The 17,761-nt window shown below is 66.8% G+C and carries 14 protein-coding genes; 6 read left to right on the forward strand and 8 right to left on the reverse strand.

What is annotated here, in order from left to right; all coding sequences use genetic code 11:
* Nucleotides 1-30: 30 nt before the first annotated feature.
* From E7811_RS05380 to E7811_RS05400, 5 genes are all read right to left on the reverse strand, one after another.
* Complete coding sequence (locus E7811_RS05380; protein WP_136393520.1) at nucleotides 31-1,269, reverse strand: flavin monoamine oxidase family protein; 1,239 nt, start codon at nucleotides 1,267-1,269, stop codon at nucleotides 31-33.
* A 91-nt stretch (nucleotides 1,270-1,360) separates the two neighbouring features.
* Complete coding sequence (locus E7811_RS05385) at nucleotides 1,361-3,442, reverse strand: glutamine amidotransferase (RefSeq protein WP_136393521.1); 2,082 nt, start codon at nucleotides 3,440-3,442, stop codon at nucleotides 1,361-1,363.
* The gene (locus tag E7811_RS05390) at nucleotides 3,439-6,225 is read right to left on the reverse strand and encodes a DUF4159 domain-containing protein (protein ID WP_136393522.1); all 2,787 of its coding nucleotides are present in this window, start codon (nucleotides 6,223-6,225) and stop codon (nucleotides 3,439-3,441) included. Before E7811_RS05390 ends, E7811_RS05385 begins: the two co-directional genes overlap by 4 nt.
* Nucleotides 6,225-7,100 carry a DUF58 domain-containing protein gene (locus tag E7811_RS05395; protein WP_136393523.1) on the reverse strand — a complete coding sequence of 292 codons (876 nt, stop codon included), beginning with the start codon at nucleotides 7,098-7,100 and terminating at the stop codon, nucleotides 6,225-6,227. The genes E7811_RS05390 and E7811_RS05395 overlap by 1 nt, the downstream gene beginning before the upstream one ends.
* Nucleotides 7,097-8,095 carry an AAA family ATPase gene (locus E7811_RS05400; RefSeq protein WP_136393524.1) on the reverse strand — a complete coding sequence of 333 codons (999 nt, stop codon included), beginning with the start codon at nucleotides 8,093-8,095 and terminating at the stop codon, nucleotides 7,097-7,099. Before E7811_RS05400 ends, E7811_RS05395 begins: the two co-directional genes overlap by 4 nt.
* A 72-nt stretch (nucleotides 8,096-8,167) precedes the next feature.
* Here E7811_RS05400 and E7811_RS05405 point away from each other — a divergent pair, with 72 nt between their 5' ends.
* From E7811_RS05405 to E7811_RS05415, 3 genes are all read left to right on the forward strand, one after another.
* Nucleotides 8,168-8,755 carry a DUF1285 domain-containing protein gene (locus E7811_RS05405; protein WP_136393525.1) on the forward strand — a complete coding sequence of 196 codons (588 nt, stop codon included), beginning with the start codon at nucleotides 8,168-8,170 and terminating at the stop codon, nucleotides 8,753-8,755.
* Between the two features lie 135 nt (nucleotides 8,756-8,890).
* Complete coding sequence (locus E7811_RS05410) at nucleotides 8,891-9,112, forward strand: DUF2798 domain-containing protein (RefSeq protein ID WP_136393526.1); 222 nt, start codon at nucleotides 8,891-8,893, stop codon at nucleotides 9,110-9,112.
* Nucleotides 9,113-9,191: 79 nt separating this feature from the next.
* Nucleotides 9,192-9,377 (forward strand): zinc-finger domain-containing protein, encoded by a 186-nt coding sequence (locus tag E7811_RS05415; RefSeq protein ID WP_136393527.1) that lies wholly within the window; start codon nucleotides 9,192-9,194, stop codon nucleotides 9,375-9,377.
* A 51-nt stretch (nucleotides 9,378-9,428) separates the two neighbouring features.
* On the opposite strand, the gene E7811_RS05420 is transcribed toward E7811_RS05415, so the two are convergent.
* Nucleotides 9,429-9,899 carry a GNAT family N-acetyltransferase gene (locus E7811_RS05420; protein WP_136393528.1) on the reverse strand — a complete coding sequence of 157 codons (471 nt, stop codon included), beginning with the start codon at nucleotides 9,897-9,899 and terminating at the stop codon, nucleotides 9,429-9,431.
* A 314-nt stretch (nucleotides 9,900-10,213) separates the two neighbouring features.
* Between E7811_RS05420 and polA the strand changes: the two genes are divergently transcribed.
* A complete protein-coding gene (gene polA, locus E7811_RS05425) occupies nucleotides 10,214-13,030 on the forward strand; it encodes a DNA polymerase I (protein ID WP_136393529.1) in 2,817 nt (938 codons plus the stop codon).
* 227 nt (nucleotides 13,031-13,257) lie between these two features.
* Here the strand turns inward: polA and E7811_RS05430 are convergent, their stop codons facing one another.
* Together E7811_RS05430 and E7811_RS05435 are read right to left on the reverse strand one after the other, a co-directional pair.
* Nucleotides 13,258-13,644 (reverse strand): histidine triad nucleotide-binding protein, encoded by a 387-nt coding sequence (locus E7811_RS05430; protein ID WP_136393530.1) that lies wholly within the window; start codon nucleotides 13,642-13,644, stop codon nucleotides 13,258-13,260.
* A 4-nt stretch (nucleotides 13,645-13,648) separates the two neighbouring features.
* A complete protein-coding gene (locus E7811_RS05435; RefSeq protein WP_136393531.1) occupies nucleotides 13,649-15,226 on the reverse strand; it encodes a DUF5928 domain-containing protein in 1,578 nt (525 codons plus the stop codon).
* Nucleotides 15,227-15,372: 146 nt separating this feature from the next.
* On the opposite strand from E7811_RS05435, the gene E7811_RS05440 reads away from it, so the two are divergent.
* On the forward strand, nucleotides 15,373-16,191 hold the full coding sequence (locus tag E7811_RS05440) for a sulfotransferase family protein (protein ID WP_136393532.1): 819 nt from the start codon (nucleotides 15,373-15,375) through the stop codon (nucleotides 16,189-16,191).
* 128 nt (nucleotides 16,192-16,319) lie between these two features.
* A complete protein-coding gene (locus tag E7811_RS05445; RefSeq protein WP_136393533.1) occupies nucleotides 16,320-17,759 on the forward strand; it encodes a mannose-1-phosphate guanylyltransferase/mannose-6-phosphate isomerase in 1,440 nt (479 codons plus the stop codon).
* Nucleotides 17,760-17,761 lie beyond the last annotated feature (2 nt).

Raw genomic sequence — 17,761 nt, forward strand, 5'->3', positions numbered from 1 at the left:
CGGAATTGGTCAGGCCCCAGTCATTCCCGGTCATCCGGCCAGTCGTGCTGCCACTTCAGAGCCGACCGCAACCCCCGAAAGCCGCGCGCCTGCGGCGGTCTGGGTCAGGCCACCGGGGGCCAGCGCCTCGCCCGCGAACCAGATCCTGTCGCCCACCGGGGTGCGCAGCACGTCGCGCGCATGCGCCTTGCCGGGCCGTGCCGCGGCATAACCGCCCCGGACATAGCGTTCGCCGCCCCAGTTCGTCATGATGCCGTGCCCCACGGCACGGCGCACGTCGGACCCGAAGATGTCGATCAGGCGGTCGGTCACGAAATCCACCGCCGCCGCTGTGCCCGCCGCCTCCATCTCCCAGGCGAAGTCGCCGCCGACGAAACCGACCATCAGGTCAAGGTCCCAGGGAAAGCACAGGAAGAAAAGGTCATGGCGCGCATGCCGTTCGATCAGCAGGTCGTCGAACGGCTTCAGGCCAAGCCGGGTTCCCGACACCGTGACCGGGATCTTGGTCAGAAGTCCCATCGGCAGATCGAAGATCGCCTCGACATGGGCATCAGGAAGCCGGGGAAAGAAACCCATCTCCTCGAACTGCAGCGCACCCATCGAGGCGGTAACGATCGCCGCGCGGGCGCGGACCGCACCGAAGCGGCCCTCGGCCACCACCCCCGGCCCGTCCCAGGCCAGCCGCCGGACGGGCGCGCCGGTCGTCACCGGCACATCCGCGCCCCAGCGGTGGATCAGCGCGCCAAAGCCTTCGCGGGTGAAATAGTTCGGGTCCAGATCGGCGGCCGACCGGAAATCCGCGACGGAAATCTCGTCATCATCCGCGCCGAAATCCATCGGCCCGGCAAAGGTGGAATTCGCACGCAGACAGTGGCAATCCCCGATCAGCGCCGACAGCCGGTCATCCGGCCCGGCATGAGCCTCGATGCAGGCGGCCAGCGCGGCCTCTGCCTCGCGCATCCGCACCATTTCCGCGGCATCCGCGCGGCGCGAGCCGAAATACAGGTGATCCAGCGCCATGTCGTGATGGTAAAGCGTCCAGCCTGCCGCCTGCGCCTCGGGGAAGAAGGGGTTGCGATCGGCTGCATGCAGCCAGGCACAGCCGATATCGAAGGGCACGCCGAAATCCGTATCGGTCGTCCAGGCGCGGCCGCCGATCCGGTCCATCGCCTCCAGCACCAGGAAACTCAGGCCTTTTTCCCGAAGCGTCTTCGCCGCCGCAAGACCCGCGGCACCCGCACCGACAATCACCACATCCACGTCCTGCATGGCCAAACTCCGTTTCGAAAAAGCATTTCAGCCCCGAAAAAACCGGGGATCGGGAAATGATCCACGAATCTGCCGTGCGTGGCGAGGAAAATCAGCGCGGGGAACGGGGCCGGCCGTTGCGCCCTTCGACCAGCCAGGCCGCCAGCGCCAGTGCCGCAGACAGCAGAAGCCACGCCCAGGGCGGCAGGATCGCGGCGATGCGGATGTCTTCGGTCACATAGGCCCCGCGCGGGGTGATCCCGATCCAGCCGCGCCCGGCGGCCGTCCGGCCCTCGCCCACGCGGCGCAGGTCGGGTGTGCCATCCTCGATCCGCAGGATGCCACCGTTCGTGGCGTCGACCAGATCGGCCAGCTTGTCGCCCGTCGCGATGGTTTCCTCGAATTCACGCGGGGCCGAGGGGCCGACGGCCACCACCGTTTCCAGATCGTCCTGGATCACGCGATAAAGCCCGAGCATTGGCGCGGGCCATTCCGCGGCAAAGCGGCCGGGAACGGTTTCGGTCAGGTCAACCTGCGCTTCGGACCCGTCGGGCGCGGTCAGGGTCACGGGGCCGGGCGGGGTTTCGGCGATGGACCGGCGGGTAATGGTGATCGTCTGGCCATCGGCAAGGGCGGTCAGCGCCTCTTCCTCAAGCTCGGGTTCCTTCATCATCCAGTGCGCAAGCCGCCGCAGGAGTTCAAGCTGCGGCCCGCCTCCCTCGAACCCGCGTCCCCAGAGCCAGGCGTGATCCGATGCCATCACCGCGATGCGCCCTTCGCCTTCGCGCGCCAGAACCAGAAGCGGCCTGCCATCTGCGCCTTCCATCACGACCTGGCCGCCATCCCGCGCGGTGATCTCGATCTGGCGGAACCAGCGGCCCCAGCCCTCGTCCGGCTGCGCCGCGTCAAGCCCCTGCGTCACCGGGTGGCGCTTGCCCAGTTCCGAAAGGACGGGACGAAAGCCGCCTTCGATCACTCGGCTGGTGGCATCCACCGGCAGGATTTCTGCCAGGGGGGACCGCCAGAGGCTGTCGGCGGTGCCGAACTCGGGCCCGGCAGCCACCAGGACCGTGCCGCCGTTGGTGACATAGTCGCGCACGTTTTCCAGGTAGTTCAGCGGCAGGATGCCGCGCAGCCGGTAACGGTCGAAGATGATCAGGTCGAATTCCTCGATCTTCTCGACGAACAATTCGCGCGTGGGAAAGGCGATCAGCGACAGTTCCGATACCGGGATGCCATCCTGCTTTTCCGGCGGGCGCAGGATGGTGAAATGGACCAGATCGACCGAAGGATCGGATTTCAGCAGGTTGCGCCAGACCCGTTCGCCGGCATGCGGCTCGCCCGACACCAGAAGCACGCGCAGGCGATCGCGCACGCCGTTGATCGACACGATGGCCGCATTGTTGCGGTCGGTCAGTTCCCCCGCCTCGGTATTCGTGGCGAATTGCAGCACGTTCATCCCGCCATGCGGCAGCGTGACGGGCAGTTCCATGTCCTGCCCGACGGGCACGCGGAAGGTTTGCGGCGGCTCGCCATCAATGGCGATCGACAGGTCGGCCGATCCCTGAAGGGCCTCGGGCACCGCGCCCTGATCCTCGATCCGCAGGGTCAGCGTGACCGGCTCGCCGATGATCGCGAAGGCGGGGGCGTTGCGCACGATCAGGCGGCGGTCCCAGTCGCTTTCGCTGCCGGTCAGCAGCACATGCAGGGGTGCGGGCATGTCGGGCGCCATCGGCAGGTCATGCGCCTGACCATCGGTGATCAGGACGCCCCCGGCGACACGGGCGCGCGGTTCCTCGGCCAGCGCCTCGGCCAGCGCGGTCATCAGTTCCGTGCCGCCATCGCCGGGCGCGTCGGGCAGGCGAAGCTCGCGCAATTCCGTGTTCGGAAGGGCGGCGACCTCGGCGCGCAGGGCGACCAGCGCCTCCTCGGCCTGCGCCGGACGGGCGCCGATCTGCTGGCTGGCGCTTTCGTCGATCACGGCGATGACGATGTCGGTCAGCGGTGCGCGGTCCTCTTCCTGCAGGGCGGGATTGGCCAGCGCGGCAAGCAGCGCCGCCGCGGTCAGCCCGCGCAACCACCAGCCCTGCAGCCCCCGCCACAGCGCCACCCCCACCAGCGCCAGTGCGGCCGCGGCAAGAACCGCGATCACGGGCCAGGGCAGAAGCGGATCGAACACGATGCTGCCGGTCATTGGCCCAGCCTTTCCAGCAGCGCGGGCACATGGACCTGATCGGATTTGTAGTTGCCGGTCAGCACATGCATGATCAGGTTGATCCCGAAGCGATAGGCGATCTCGCGCTGGCGTTCCCCGGCATAGCCGCGCCCGACGGGAAACATCGGCACGCCCCGCGCATCCACCGCCCATGAGGACGCCCAGTCATTGCCGCCGATCACGACCGGCGTGACCCCGTCATTGAGGTTGCGGAAGGGCATGCCTTCGGCCTGTTCGGCATCGGGCGGCGCAGCCTCGACCCAGAGCCCGCCATTGGCGTGGCGGCCGGGGAAATCCTGCAACAGATAGAAGGTGCGCGTCAGCACATGATCGGCGGGGATGGGTTCCAAGGGCGGAATGTCCAGGGGCGCCGCGATCAGTTGCAGGCGGCGGCCTTCCGGCGTGGTGCCGCCGCCGCGCACCAGATCCGCATCGCGCGTGTCGAACAGGATCATGCCCCCGGTGCGCAGATACTTGTTCAACTTCGCATAGGCCGCAGCCGACGGCAGCGGCTGATCCGCGGTGACAGGCCAGTAGAGGAACGGAAAGAAGGCAAGCTCGTCGGTTTCGATGTTCACCGCCATCGCATCGCCCGGTTCGATCGTCGTCCTCTCGAACAGCCTGAGGCCAAGCCCGCGCATCCCCGCCGCGGCGATGTCATCCACCCGGCTGTCGCCTGTCAGGACATGGGCCAGGCGCACCTCGGTCGTGGCCTCGATGGCGAAGGCGTCATTCGTCTGCGCCGATGGGTCCGACTGCGCCAGAGCCGGAACCGGTGCCATCTGGACCGCGATTGCCAGCGCCAGAACGGCCGCCGGTGCGTTCCGCAGCCCCCGCGACAGCCGGCCCGACAGCCACAGAGCGGCCAGGATGTCGATCAGCAGCAGCCCGAGAGCCGCCGCCAGGAACAGCCCGGTCAACACCTGTTCGACCCGCGTTTCCATGCCTTCCACCGGAACGGTCGCGGGCCAGTCCATCGGGCTCAGTTCGGTTTCGGCACCGATCACGTTGATTGCCAGCCGCCGGTCATCGCCCGCGTAAAGCCCCGGCAGAAGCGCAGGCCCCGGCCCGGTCGCCCGCGCCAGATCCGCGCCGTCAACACCGGGCAGGCCCTCGGCCTCCTCGACCTGTCCGAAGGCGTCCAGCACCGCCTGGGGCACCCAGATACGGCCTTCCAGGCTTGCGGCATCCAGCGCCGAGGGGCGGGTGGAAACGGCCAGCCGTTCCAGCATCTGCACGAAAAGGCCCGAAAGCGGCAGGCTGGACCATTCGGCATTCGCGGTGACATGGAACAGGACGACCTGCCCCTGCCCCACCTCGCGGCGCGTCACAAGGGGCGTGCCGTCGGCCAGCGTGGCGATCGACCGCTGCGCCAGTTCCGGGCCGGGCTGCGCCAGAACCTGCGCGGTGACGGCGACCTCTTCGGGCACTGCAAGACCGTTGAACGGGCTGTCCGCCGGGAAGGGGGCCAGCGCCTTGGGTTCGCCCCAGCTCATCGCGCCGCCCACCGTCCGCCCGCCTTCGCGCAGCCGCACGGGCATCAAGGGATCATCCTCGGTCCGGGCCACGTCGCTGGCCGCCAGACGCGGGCCGGCAAAGCGCAGAAGCAGCCCGCCCCGGTCCAGCCAGTCGAGCATCGCATCCTGTTCCTGCGGGGCCAGGCGGGCGACATCGGCAAGGATCACGACGTCGGGGCTGGCCAGCAGCACATCCTGCAGGCTGCCCTCCAGCAGATCGGCCACGGGCGCCAGCGCCTGTTCAAGGTAATGGGTGGCCGACAGAAGCAGCAGCCCCTCGCGCCCGGCCTGTCCGTCGATGATGGCGATCTTGCGCCGCTTTAGGCTGTCGTCGGTCAGGCTGACGGCCCCGGCAGACCGGACGCCCGCGATCTCGAACCGGGTGATGCGGTTGCGCAGTTCGGGCGGCAGCGAAAGCGCGCCGGTCGCTTCGGTCGCATCCGGCGCGAAGGTCAGCGGCAGGCGGGCAAGCTCGCGTTCCACCCCCGCAGGGTCAAGGCCGCGGGCGGAAACCTCCACCTGCTGTTCGGCCCCGGAGGCCAGCCGGATGGCCGAAAGCTGCACCGCGCCGTCCTCGAACCCGGCCGGGCGCAGGGCAAGCAGGCTGCGCGGGCTTTCGAAGGCCCGGACCGGGCCGCGCTGTTCCAGCGCAGCCAGAAGGGCCGCGCGATCGGGATGGTCCAGCCCGTCGGACAGCCAGAAGGTTTCGAACCCGCCCTCGGGAAGGGCCGTGGCCCATCCGGCCAGGTCGACCGGCGCATAGGGACGCGGCGAGAACCCGACAAGCCGCTGCGCCCAGGCGTTCGCCGCCTGAAAGACCGGGGTTTCCGGCTGATCGGTCAGGCGCACCACGGCGACCGACCGGCCCGCGCGGCCCGCCTCGGCGATCAGCGCCTCGGCCCGGTCGATGCGGCGGGGCCAGTCGCGCGCATCCGCCCATCCGCCATCGAACAGGACCAGAAGAGGCCCCTGCCCCGGTTCGCGCACATCGGGATTGAGAACCGGCCCGGCAAAGCCCACGATGGCCGCACCGACCGCCAGCGCGCGCAGCAGCAGCAGCCACCACGGCGTCTTGTCGGTTTCCGTCTCGTCATCGGTCAGCCCAAGCAGCAGCGCCACACCCGGAAAGCGGCGCCGGATTGGCGCGGGCGGCACCGCCCGCAGGATCAGCCACAGCACGGGCAGCAGAATCAGCCCCAGCAACAGCCACGGCGTGGCAAAGCCTATCGGACCGATGACCCACATCAGCCGCCCGCCTCCATCGCGCGGAAAAGCCACAGAAGGGCCGATTGCGCGCTTTCGCCGGTATGGTGGCAATGGAAATGCCAGCCGGACGCGCGGGCCAGATCCGCGAGGCGCGCCTTGCGATCGGCCAGACGCGACAGATAGCGCGTGCGCAACTCGCCCGCGCGCAGGGTTTCATGGGTCAGCGTGCCGCCCATCGATTCAAAGATCGTGCGCCCGTCGAAGGGAAATTCCTCTTCCGCCGGATCAAGGATCTGCAACAGCGCGCCGCGAACCCCGCGATCCGCCGCCCGCGCCAAAGCCGCCTCGACGCCCTGCAGGTCGCCCAGGAAATCCGATACGAACACCGCCCGCCCGTGTGCCACGATCCCGGTCATGTCGGGGGCGCCGTAATCGGCCTCGGCCTCGGCACCCGCCAGCGCCAGCGTCAGCCGGTCAAGCTGCGCGCGGCCCGACCGGGGCGGGGCGTCTTCGCCGGCAAGGCCCACCCGTTCCCCGCCACGGATCAGAAGCACGGCCAGTGCCAGCGACAGCAACGCCGCGCGGTCGCGCTTGGCCGGGCGCGCGCGGTCGCCGGTGAAGGACATCGATCGCGCCCCGTCGCACCAGATCGTTACCGATTGCGCCGCCTGCCATTCGCGTTCGCGCACGAAATGCGCGTCCGACCTGCCCGAACGGCGCCAGTCGATCATCCGGGCGCTGTCGCCCGCATGGGCGGGGCGGTATTGCCAGAATTCGTCCCCCATCCCCGCCCGGCGGCGCCCATGTTCGCCAAGGATCACCGTCGCGGCCAGATGTTCGGCCTGCGCCAGAAGGGGCGGCAGGCTTTGCCCCAGACCTTCGGCCCGGGCGCGGAGGGTCGGCGAAAGGCTCACGCCGCGGCCTCAAGCCCGAGCGCGGCCGTGGCGGTGCGGTCGATGATCCCGGCAAGGCTTTCGCCGCGCGCACGGGCGGCGAAGGACAGCGCCATCCGGTGTGTCAGCACAGGCCGCGCCAGCGCCGCGACATCGGCCGCCGACGGCACAAGCCGGCCGTCCAGAAGCGCGCGCGCCCGAACCGTCAGCATCAGCGCCTGCGCCGCGCGTGGGCCGGGCCCCCACGAAAGGCTGTCGGCCAGCGCCGCGCCTTCGGGTTCGCCCGGACGGCAGGCGCGGACCAGGTCGAGGATCGCCTCGACCACCTGTTCGCCCACCGGCATCCGGCGGATCACCGATTGCGCGGCGATCAGTTCCTGGGCGGTGAAGACCTGATGCACGCTGGCCTCTTCGGCGCCGGTGGTGGCGATCAGGATATCGCGTTCGGTCTTGCGGTCGGGATAGTCTACATCGACCTGCACGAGAAAGCGGTCAAGCTGCGCCTCGGGCAGCGGATAGGTGCCTTCCTGTTCGATCGGGTTCTGGGTGGCCAGAACGTGGAACGGCTTTCCCAGCGGGCGGTGCTGCCCCGCGATCGTCACCTCGCGTTCCTGCATCGCCTGAAGCAGCGCGGACTGGGTGCGCGGGCTGGCGCGGTTGATCTCGTCGGCCATCAGAAGCTGGCAGAAGATCGGCCCTTCGATGAAGCGGAAGGCACGGCTGCCGTCGGCGGCGGTTTCCAGCACCTCGGAACCCAGGATGTCGGCCGGCATCAGATCGGGGGTGAACTGGATGCGGCTGCCCTTCAGCCCCATGACCGTGGACAGCGTATCGACAAGCCGCGTCTTGCCCAGACCGGGCAGGCCAACCAGAAGCGCGTGCCCCCCGCACAGCATCGAGGCCAACACCAGATCCACCACCCGTTCCTGCCCGATGAAGCGGCGGTTGATCGAGGCTTTCGCCTCGGCCAGCTTGGCGCCGAGGGCTTCGATTTCGGCAATCAGGGCGTCGGCCATGACAAGTCGCTCCGCTTGGATATATGCTGTCATTAGACCTAAGTATCGCGCCCGGCACAAATGGCAAAAAGCATGAGCGGACAAAAGATCGTGACCCCCACTGCGGAGGGCCTGGCCGCTTCGGCCAGCGCCGCCACGCGAAAGGGCCCGCCCCCTGTGCATCTGTGGAACCCGCCTTTCTGCGGCGATCTCGACATGCGGATCGCGCGCGACGGCACGTGGTTCTACCTTGGCACGCCGATTGGCAGGCCCGCGCTGGTGAGGCTGTTCTCGTCGATCCTGAAGCTTGAGGATGGCCGCTATTTCCTTGTCACCCCGGTCGAAAAGGTGGGGATCACCGTCGATGACGCGCCCTTCGTGGCGGTGGATTTCACCGTGGACGGGACGGGCCGCGACCAGAGCGTGACCTTCACCACCCATGTGGGCGACGTCGTGACGGCGGGGCCGGATCATCCGATCCGCGTGGTGCGCGACCCCGCCACCGGCGAGCCTTCGCCCTATGTCATGGTCCGGCGCGGGCTTGAGGCGCTGATCGACCGCAAGTCGTTCTATCGGCTGGTCGATCTGTGCGTGCATGAGGATCACGATGGCGCCCGCTGGTTCGGGCTGTGGTCGGGGTCCACGTTCTTTCCAGTCATCCCGTCCGCCGACCTGCCCTGAGCGGAGCCGGGCCGTTTTCCCTGCGCGCCCGTCATCCCGTCGCATCCCGCGCCGAACACGAAGCCGCGCGCGGGCTTGCCGGCCACGGGGCATTGCGGCAAGAGGGCCGCATCGTCCATCACGTCGAGGCCCGCCATGATCCCTGCCCGCTTTGCCCCCGTCCTGTTCGGCCTGATCCTTTCGGGGCTGATGTCGGCCATCGTCTCGGGCATCTCGACCGTGCGGGCGATCGGGCCGGGCGGCGACTTCCTCGGGGTCTGGGCGCTGTCCTGGGTCTATGCCTGGGCCGTGGCCTTTCCGGTGGTCCTGGTCGTGGCCCCCGTCACCCGGCGGATCGTGGCGCGGCTGACGCGATGAACAGCCCGACCGGCCCTTGCCCGGCAGGCGCGGGGCCGCTAAAGACAGGGTCAGCATGCACGGCCCGAGGACCAATCCGATGACCATCGAAGCCCCCGAAACCATCGTCGTCACCACCTGGAAGGTCGCCTGCGACGGCGGCCAGGGCGCGCTTGGCCATCCCCGCGTCTGGCTGACGATCCCGCAGGACACGGGCTTTGTCGAATGCGGCTACTGCGACCGGAAATACGTGATCGACCGCGACCACGCGCACGACGATCACTGATCCCCTCCGCCCGGCCGCGGGGTTGGCAAGCCGGGGCCATGCCCCCGGTTGTCAGGCCGGTTCGACGATAAAGCGCGCCTCGGCGACCCTGGCCATGCCCATTTCGCGACAGACCGTGGCCGCCGGGCCATTGCCCTCGACCGCACCGACCGTCAGGCTCGCCCCGCCTTCGGTATCCACAAGCCCCCCTGCCGCCACGACCAGCGCGCGCGCGTATCCCTGGCGCCGGAACGGCGCCTGCACGAACAGATTGGCAATCTCGTGCGTGATCCGGCCCGTTGCCGGGTCCTGCCACCCGAGGATCAACGCATAGGCCACCGGATGCGGCACCGGGCTTCCCGCCGGACGCGCGACCAGAAGCCGCGCAGCCGGGTTGTCCAGCGTCAGCGTGCGAAACCCCGCCGGGGTGATCGTGGCCTGATCGCCATGATGGGCGGCCAGCGCGATCATCATCCGATGCACCTCGGGCAGGTCCGCGGCCGTGGCCGTGCGAATGTCGATCTGTTGTCGTTCTGTGGTCATCTTCGGGGTCCTTTGCGGTCCGGCCCGCGTGGGAACCCGTCATGAAAGGCCGACCCGCGCGGGCGGCTTTCTGGTCATCTGTTCAAAGGAATGCTGACCGGCCGCCTTATGAAGCGTCGGGCCAATAAAATCGGGCGTGGGCGATCGGGGTCAGCATGGCGCCGACCATGCCGCGCGGCGCGGTCCCGGTCAAGCCCCTGCGGAGGCAAATCTGGCGGGCATACCTGGCGGGCAAATCGACCAGGCCAGTGAAGGGTGGAAGCGCCCGGCGGATCGTGGCAAGAACGCAGGAACGGCGACGGGGAGAGAAGACCATGACCTTCGGCAAGGGCTGCCACCTGCATCTGATCGACGGCTCGGCCTATATCTTCCGCGCCTATCACGCGCTGCCGCCCCTCACCCGGAAATCCGACGGGCTGCCGGTGGGCGCGGTCGCGGGGTTCTGCAACATCCTGTGGAACGAACTCAGCCGCAACGGCGGCAAGGACGCCCCGACCCATATCGCGGTGGTCTTCGATTATTCCTCGAAAACCTTCCGCAACGAAATCTACCCCGCCTACAAGGCGCAGCGCCCCGAACCGCCCGAAGACCTGCGGCCCCAGTTCTCCCTGACGCGCGAGGCGACGCGCGCCTTCAACGTGGCCTGCCTTGAAGCCGACGGATTTGAGGCCGACGACATCATCGCGACGCTGGCGCAGCAGGCGGTCGATGCCGGCGGGGCCTGCACGATCATCTCCTCAGACAAGGACCTGATGCAGCTTGTCGGCAATGGCATCCTGATGCGCGACCCGATGAAGGACCGCCTGATCGACCGCGCCGAAGTCGAAGAGAAATTCGGCGTCCCCCCGGAAAAGGTGGTGGATGTCCAGTCGCTGTCGGGCGACAGCGTCGACAACGTGCCCGGCGCGCCGGGGATCGGGATCAAGACCGCGGCCCTTCTGATCAACGAATACGGCGACCTCGACAGCCTTCTGGCCCGCGCGGACGAGATCAAGCAGCCCAAGCGGCGCGAGGCGCTGATCCAGAATGCCGACCTGATCCGCATTTCCCGCCAACTCGTGACGTTGAAACGCGACACGCCGCTGGATGTCACGCTGGACGATCTGGAGGTGCGCGCGCCCGATCCCGAACGGCTGATGGCCTTCCTGACGGACATGGAGTTCCGGTCGATCACCCGCCGGGTGGCCGAAAAGCTGAAGATCGCCCCGCCCGCGATCACCGAAACCCCGCCCGCCACGCCCGAAGACGCGCCGCGGCCCGAGGCCCCGCCGATCGACCCCGGGACATACGAGGCAATCCGCGACATGGCCGCGCTTCAGGCCTGGATCGACCGCATCCGTGCGGCGGGCCACGTGGCTGTCGATACCGAAACCACCTCGCTTGACGAGATGCGCGCCGAACTGGTGGGCATCTCGCTGTGCATCGAGGCCGGACAGGCCGCCTATGTCCCGCTGGGACACCGGCAGGGCGGCGGCGACCTGTTCGGGTCCTCCGACCTGGTCGCGGGGCAGATCCCGATGGAAGAGGCGCTTGCCGCCCTTAAACCGGTGCTGGAGGATCCGGCCATCCTCAAGATCGGCCAGAACATGAAATACGACTGGAAGATCCTCGCCCGCCACGGCATCCGCATCGCGCCCTTCGACGACACGATGCTGATGTCCTATGCGATGCATGGCGGGTTGCACGGGCATGGCATGGACTTCCTATCGGAAAACTACCTGTCGCACATCCCGATCCCGATCAAGTCTCTGCTCGGGTCGGGCAAGTCGGCCATCACCTTCGACCGGGTGGGGATCGAAGACGCGGTGAAATACGCCGCCGAGGATGCCGACATCACCCTGCGGCTCTGGGAAAGGTTCCGGCCCGACCTCCACCGCGCCCGCGTGACCACCGTCTATGAAACGCTGGAACGCCCGCTGGTGCCGGTGCTGGCCGAGATGGAGATGGCCGGCGTCAAGGTCGACCGCGACACGCTATCGCGCATGTCCAATGCCTTCGCGCAGAAGATGGCCGCGCTGGAAGACGAGATCCGCACACTTGCGGGCGCGGATTTCAACGTGGGCTCGCCCAAGCAACTGGGCGAGATCCTGTTCGACCGGCTGGGCCTTCCGGGCGGCGAAAAGGGCAAGACCGGTGCCTATGCCACCGGGGCCGAGGTTCTGGAAGACCTCACCACGATGGAAGACAGCCACCCGACCGGCGCCAGACTCGCCGCGCGGGTGCTGGACTGGCGGCAGCTGTCCAAGCTGAAATCGACCTACACCGACGCGTTGCAGGATCACATCCACCCCGAGACGGGCCGCGTCCACACCTCCTATGTGATCGCGGGAGCGAACACCGGGCGGCTCGCCTCGACCGATCCGAACCTGCAGAACATCCCCGTCCGCACCGAGGAAGGCCGCCGCATCCGCGAGGCCTTCGTGGCCCCCGCGGGCCGGCGCATCGTCAGCCTCGACTACAGCCAGATCGAATTGCGCATCCTCGCCCATATCGCCGACATCCCGGCGCTGAAACAGGCGTTCAAAGAGGGCCATGACATCCATGCCATGACCGCGTCGGAAATGTTCAACGTGCCGCTCGACCAGATGACGCCCGACATCCGCCGCCAGGCCAAGGCGATCAACTTCGGCGTGATCTACGGGATCTCGGGCTTCGGCCTTGCGCGGAACCTGCGCATCCCGCGGGCCGAGGCGCAGGGCTTCATCGACCGCTATTTCGAACGCTTCCCCGGCATCAAGACCTACATGGACGACACCATCGCCTTCGCCAAGGCCCATGGCTTTGTCCAGACACTGTTCGGGCGCAAGATCCACACGCCCGACATCAACGCCAAGGGCCCGGGCGCCGGGTTCGCCCGGCGCGGTGCGATCAACGCACCGATCCAGGGCACCGCCGCCGACGTGATCCGCCGCGCCATGATCCGCATGCCCGCCGCGATCGCGGGGCTGGACGCGCGGATGCTGCTCCAGGTGCATGACGAACTTCTGTTCGAGGCCGCCGAGGACGCGGTCGAACCGCTCATCGCCCGCGCCCGCGAGGTGATGGAAGGCGCGGCCCATCCCGCCGTGCACCTGTCGGTTCCGCTGATCGTCGATGCGGGTCAGGGCGCGAACTGGGCCGAGGCGCATTGAACCCCTTCAACCTGACCAGAATACCCCCGCCGGAGGCCCCTGAGCCCGCGCCGCGCAAGCGGGGCGGGCGAGGCAAAGAAAATGCGCGCGGCACGCGCGCGCAACCGGATCAGGCCCGCCGTCAGGCGCGGTCGATCCGGCATCAATGACTGTTGTTCCGGTCGGACCGGACATGCGGATCGGCCTCATGCGGCGCCGAAAGGGCCGTTTCGCCGCCGGTTTATGCCTCAGCCTTCGGCCTTCTGCAGCATCCGCCCCAGCATCCGGCCACCAAGGATGTGCAAGTGGTAATGCGGCACTTCCTGCACCCCGTTCATGCCCGCGTTCGAGATCGTCCGGTAGCCGTGGCCATCGGCGCCGGGGCTGACGCCCGTCTCGGCGCAGACCCGCGCCGCGACCCGGTGGAAATCGGCGATCTCGGCATCGCTTGCCTCGGCCGCGAAATGGTCAAAGCACACATAGGGCCCTTTCGGGATCACCAGCACATGCACCGGGGCCTGCGGATAGATGTCATGGAAGGCCAGAGTGTGTTCGGTCTCCACCACCGTCTTGTTCGGGATCTCGCCGCGCAGGATGCGGGCAAAGATGTTGGTCGGGTCATAGGTCCAGGCCATGGCGTCAGTCCACAAACAGATAGTCGGTTTCCGCGATCTCGCGCGCCTTGTCTTCGGCAATCCCGAGGAAGAGTGCAAGGGTCTGCGTGTTTTCCGCGACCGTCGCGCTTTGCCGCATCCGGTGGAAATCGGCGAAATCGGCGTCGCGGATGCGGTCGCTTTCAAACTTCACGTCATAGCGGATCGTCGGCAGAAGCTTGTCGATGGTTTCCGATGGCGTGCGGTCGCCGGCCAGACCCACGCGGCGGGCATGGCCGATCAGGTAGTCGTCGGTGAAATCGCATTCGACCTCAAGCAGGCGCGTGGTCGCCTTGTCGGAATAGAAATCCTGCATCAGGTCCACGTTGGCCGGATCGATGCAGATCACCAGCGTATCCGAATTCCAGTAGTCGAACAGCATCCGCACCAGCGCGCGGCGATGGCGGGTGCGCTTTTCCAGCGTCGTCTGGATGCCGCCAAGGTCGGGCAGGATGGTCGCGGCCTCGTTGAACAGGTATTCCACCCCCGGCAGCCCGGTGACGTTGCGGATCCGGTCGACCAGCCGCTTGGCCACATGCCATTTCTTGCAGGTGACGATCAGAAGCGTGCGTTCGCGGCCAAGGCTTGCCTCGTTTTCCCAGAACCGCGGGGCGAAGCGCCGACCGATCCGCCCGCGCCCGGTCAGGAACTTGAACAGGCTGCGGCCCTCGTTCGAGATGGGAAAGCTGACCCCCGTCGTGGTGTAAAGCTTGCCCAGCCGGTCCTTCAGCTGCCTTGCATCCGGGCTGATCTTGCGCGCGAACAGGTAATCCTGGCTTATCAGCAGGTCATACTGATCGTTGTAGAAGACAACCGGCATCCCGTAGTCGGTGAACATCAGGAAGGTCAGCGTGCGGCTGCGGATCTCGGCCTCGGGCACCAGATGGCGCACAAGCGTCTGAAAGAATGTCTCGTCCGGGATCCATGTGGTGCGGAAGAAACGCATCACATCCTTGCGGCGGCGGGTGAAGTCGAGGATCCATTCGATCGTGCGGCGGCGCAGGCACCACCACTGGCTGCCGATCTGTATGGCGAGGTCCGCGGGGATCTTTCGTTCCAGCCGCAGTTTCTGCTGCAAGCCCATCGAAGTGTAGAACCACCACTTGTGCGTCCGTTCGTTGAACCAGTGGCGATAGATCAGCCGTTCGGCCTTGATCCCGGTCTTGATCCATTCCGAGGTGAAGAAATCGAAGCTTTCGACATAATCGACATCGTCCCGATCAAGGAACTCATGGGCATATTCCGCCGACTTGATCGGCATGCAATCGCCCGACAGCATGTAGAAATGGGTGGCGCGCGGAAACGCCTCGACCGCCGCCTCGACCGCCAGAAGCGATGCCTCGACCAGGCTCCATTCGCCCCAGCCGCATTTGACGCGGCGCCGGGCAAAGACGACCGACGGATTCTGTCCAAGCGCGGCCTGAAGTTTCTGGTAATCCGCCCGGCTTGCCCTGGCATCATAGTGAATCGCCACGAAATCGCCTGCCGCTGTCAGCCGTTCAGCCTGCGCGATCAATCCCTCGGGGTCCTTGTGGGTGAGAAGGATGTAGGCGATTTTTGCCATTCAGGAAACTTTACAGCCTGTACCGATTCATTGTTTCCCTAGATACCTTTATCGGTCATTGAAAAGACAGAGTTTGTTTGCTTTTTTGTGCGCCAAGGGTCGGGCGCGCCAAAGTGCGCGTCACGACGTAACGGAGGCAGAGTTTCATGGGTTTTCCAGGCACCTGGATGACGGAAAGCGAAAGCGTCGTCTATCGCGTCGTCCCCAAATGCGCGTGCTCGACCATCGGCCAGATCATGTATTTTTCCGATCATGGCCAGTTCTTTGACGGCGATATTCACGATTCCACCACGGGCCTGCACAAGTGGTCGCAAGAGGCCAGCCAGCCGCTGATCGAGAAGAACGTCAAGAAGCATAAATCCTATGCCTTCACCTGTGTGCGCAATCCCTACACGCGGATCCTGTCGTCCTTCTTCGACAAGATCTGCGGCATCCAGCGCAATGGCAAGCGGTACCGGGGCAATCTTGTTCCGCTTCTGGTGCAGAAATATGGCATCGAGGTCGGCGGCGACGACGGCAAGCAGGACTTTGACCAGATCAAGAGCTTTCGCCGCTTCCTGCTGTTCGCGCGCGACACCATCCGCTGGAAAAAGCCGATGGAACCCGACATCCACTGGTCGGCCATGTCCGGGCATGTGTCCACCTTCATCGTGAACGGCGGCCGGTACGACCACATCTTTTTCACCGAGCATTTCAACGAAGGGATGCAGGTGGTGCTTGACCACATCAAGACCCCGCACAAGGTGAACCTGAAGAAGATCCCCAAGTTCAACGAAAGCGAAGGTCACGGGCCGAAACGGCTGCACCCGGTCGAGGATTACTTCGACGACCTGTCGCGCCATCTTGTCTGGGAAATCTACAAACGCGATTTCCAGCTTTTCAAATACGATTTCGACAATCCCGGCAACAAGTTCCCTCTGGGCGAGATCGACCTGGACGAGGTTCACGCCAAGCTTGGCGAATAGGGCCGAACGCCCTGCCACAGGATTGCCGCAAGACTGCCCTTTCGCTGACTGCGAGTGGTGCGAATGAATGGCCGGAGCGCGTGAAGCCCGCACCGGCGGGTTACTGATGTTGGCGGAATGGGGCCGCGATGACAAAAGCGATTACACCTGTCTTGCTTTGCGGCGGTTCGGGCACGCGCCTGTGGCCCTTGTCGCGCAAGAGCTATCCCAAGCAGTTCGTGCCGCTGGTCGGGGACAACACTCTGTTCCAGCAGGCGGCGCGGCGGTTGTCGGGCAAGGGATTCGCGGCGCCGGTGGTCATCACGGCCAGCGATTTCCGCTTCATCGTGACCGAACAACTTGCGGCGGCGGGCGTGGACCCCGGCGCGGTGCTGATCGAACCCCAACCGCGCAACACCGCGCCCGCGATCCTGGCGGCGGCCCTGCATCTGGCCGCACATGACGATGCGGCGATGATGCTGGTCGCGCCCTCCGATCATGTCGTGCCCGATGCGGCGGCCTTCCGGGCGGCGGTTCTGGCCGCACGCCCGGCGGCCGAGGCGGGGCAGATCGTGACCTTCGGCATCCTGCCGACCCGGCCGGAAACCGGTTACGGCTGGCTTGAACTGGGTGGCGAACCGGCGGCCGACCGCCCGGCCCCGCTGCGCCGCTTTGTCGAAAAGCCCGATGCGCCGACGGCGGCGCGGATGCTGTCCTCGGGCAATTTCCTTTGGAACGCGGGCATCTTCCTGATGTCAGCGCGCACGGTCATCGCCGCCTTCGAGGCACATGCCCCCGATCTGATCGACCCGGTGGCCGGCGCCGTCGAAAAGGCCCGCGCCGATCTGGGCTTTCTTCGGCTTGATCCGGTGGCCTGGTCCGGCGCCCGCGACGTTTCCGTCGATTACGCGATCATGGAAAAGGCGGCCAACCTGGCGGTCATGCCCTATGCCGACGGCTGGTCAGACCTGGGCGACTGGGACGCGGTCTGGCGCGAGACCGGGCAGGACGACAAGGGCAATGCAACCCATGGCGCCGTCACGCTGATCGACTGTGCGGGAAGCCTTCTGCGGTCCGAGGCGGAGGGGGTCGAACTGGTGGGGATCGGGGTGGAAAACCTGATCGCCGTGGCCATGCCCGACGCGGTTCTGGTGGCCGACCGGTCCCGCGCGCAGGACGTGAAACAGGCCGTGGCCGCCCTGAAGGCACGGGGCGCGGCGCAAGCCGAAACCCTGCCGCGCGATCACCGGCCCTGGGGCTGGTTCGAGACGCTGGTTCTTGGCGACCGCTTTCAGGTCAAGCGCATCCACGTCCACCCCGGCGGGATCCTGTCGCTGCAAAGCCATGTCCACCGGGCCGAACACTGGATCGTCGTGGCAGGCACCGCAAAGGTCACGATCGGCGACGAGGTGCGTCTGGTGACGGAAAACCAGTCGGTCTATATCCCGCTGGGGGCCAGGCACCGGATGGAAAACCCCGGCCGCGTGCCGATGATCCTGATCGAGGTGCAGACCGGCAGCTATCTGGGCGAGGATGACATCACCCGGTACGAAGATGCCTATTCCCGTGGCCAGGGCGCGAAGGGCTGACC

The sequence above is a fragment of the Aliigemmobacter aestuarii genome (assembly GCF_004799285.1).
Classification (GTDB): Bacteria; Pseudomonadota; Alphaproteobacteria; order Rhodobacterales; family Rhodobacteraceae; genus Aliigemmobacter; species Aliigemmobacter aestuarii.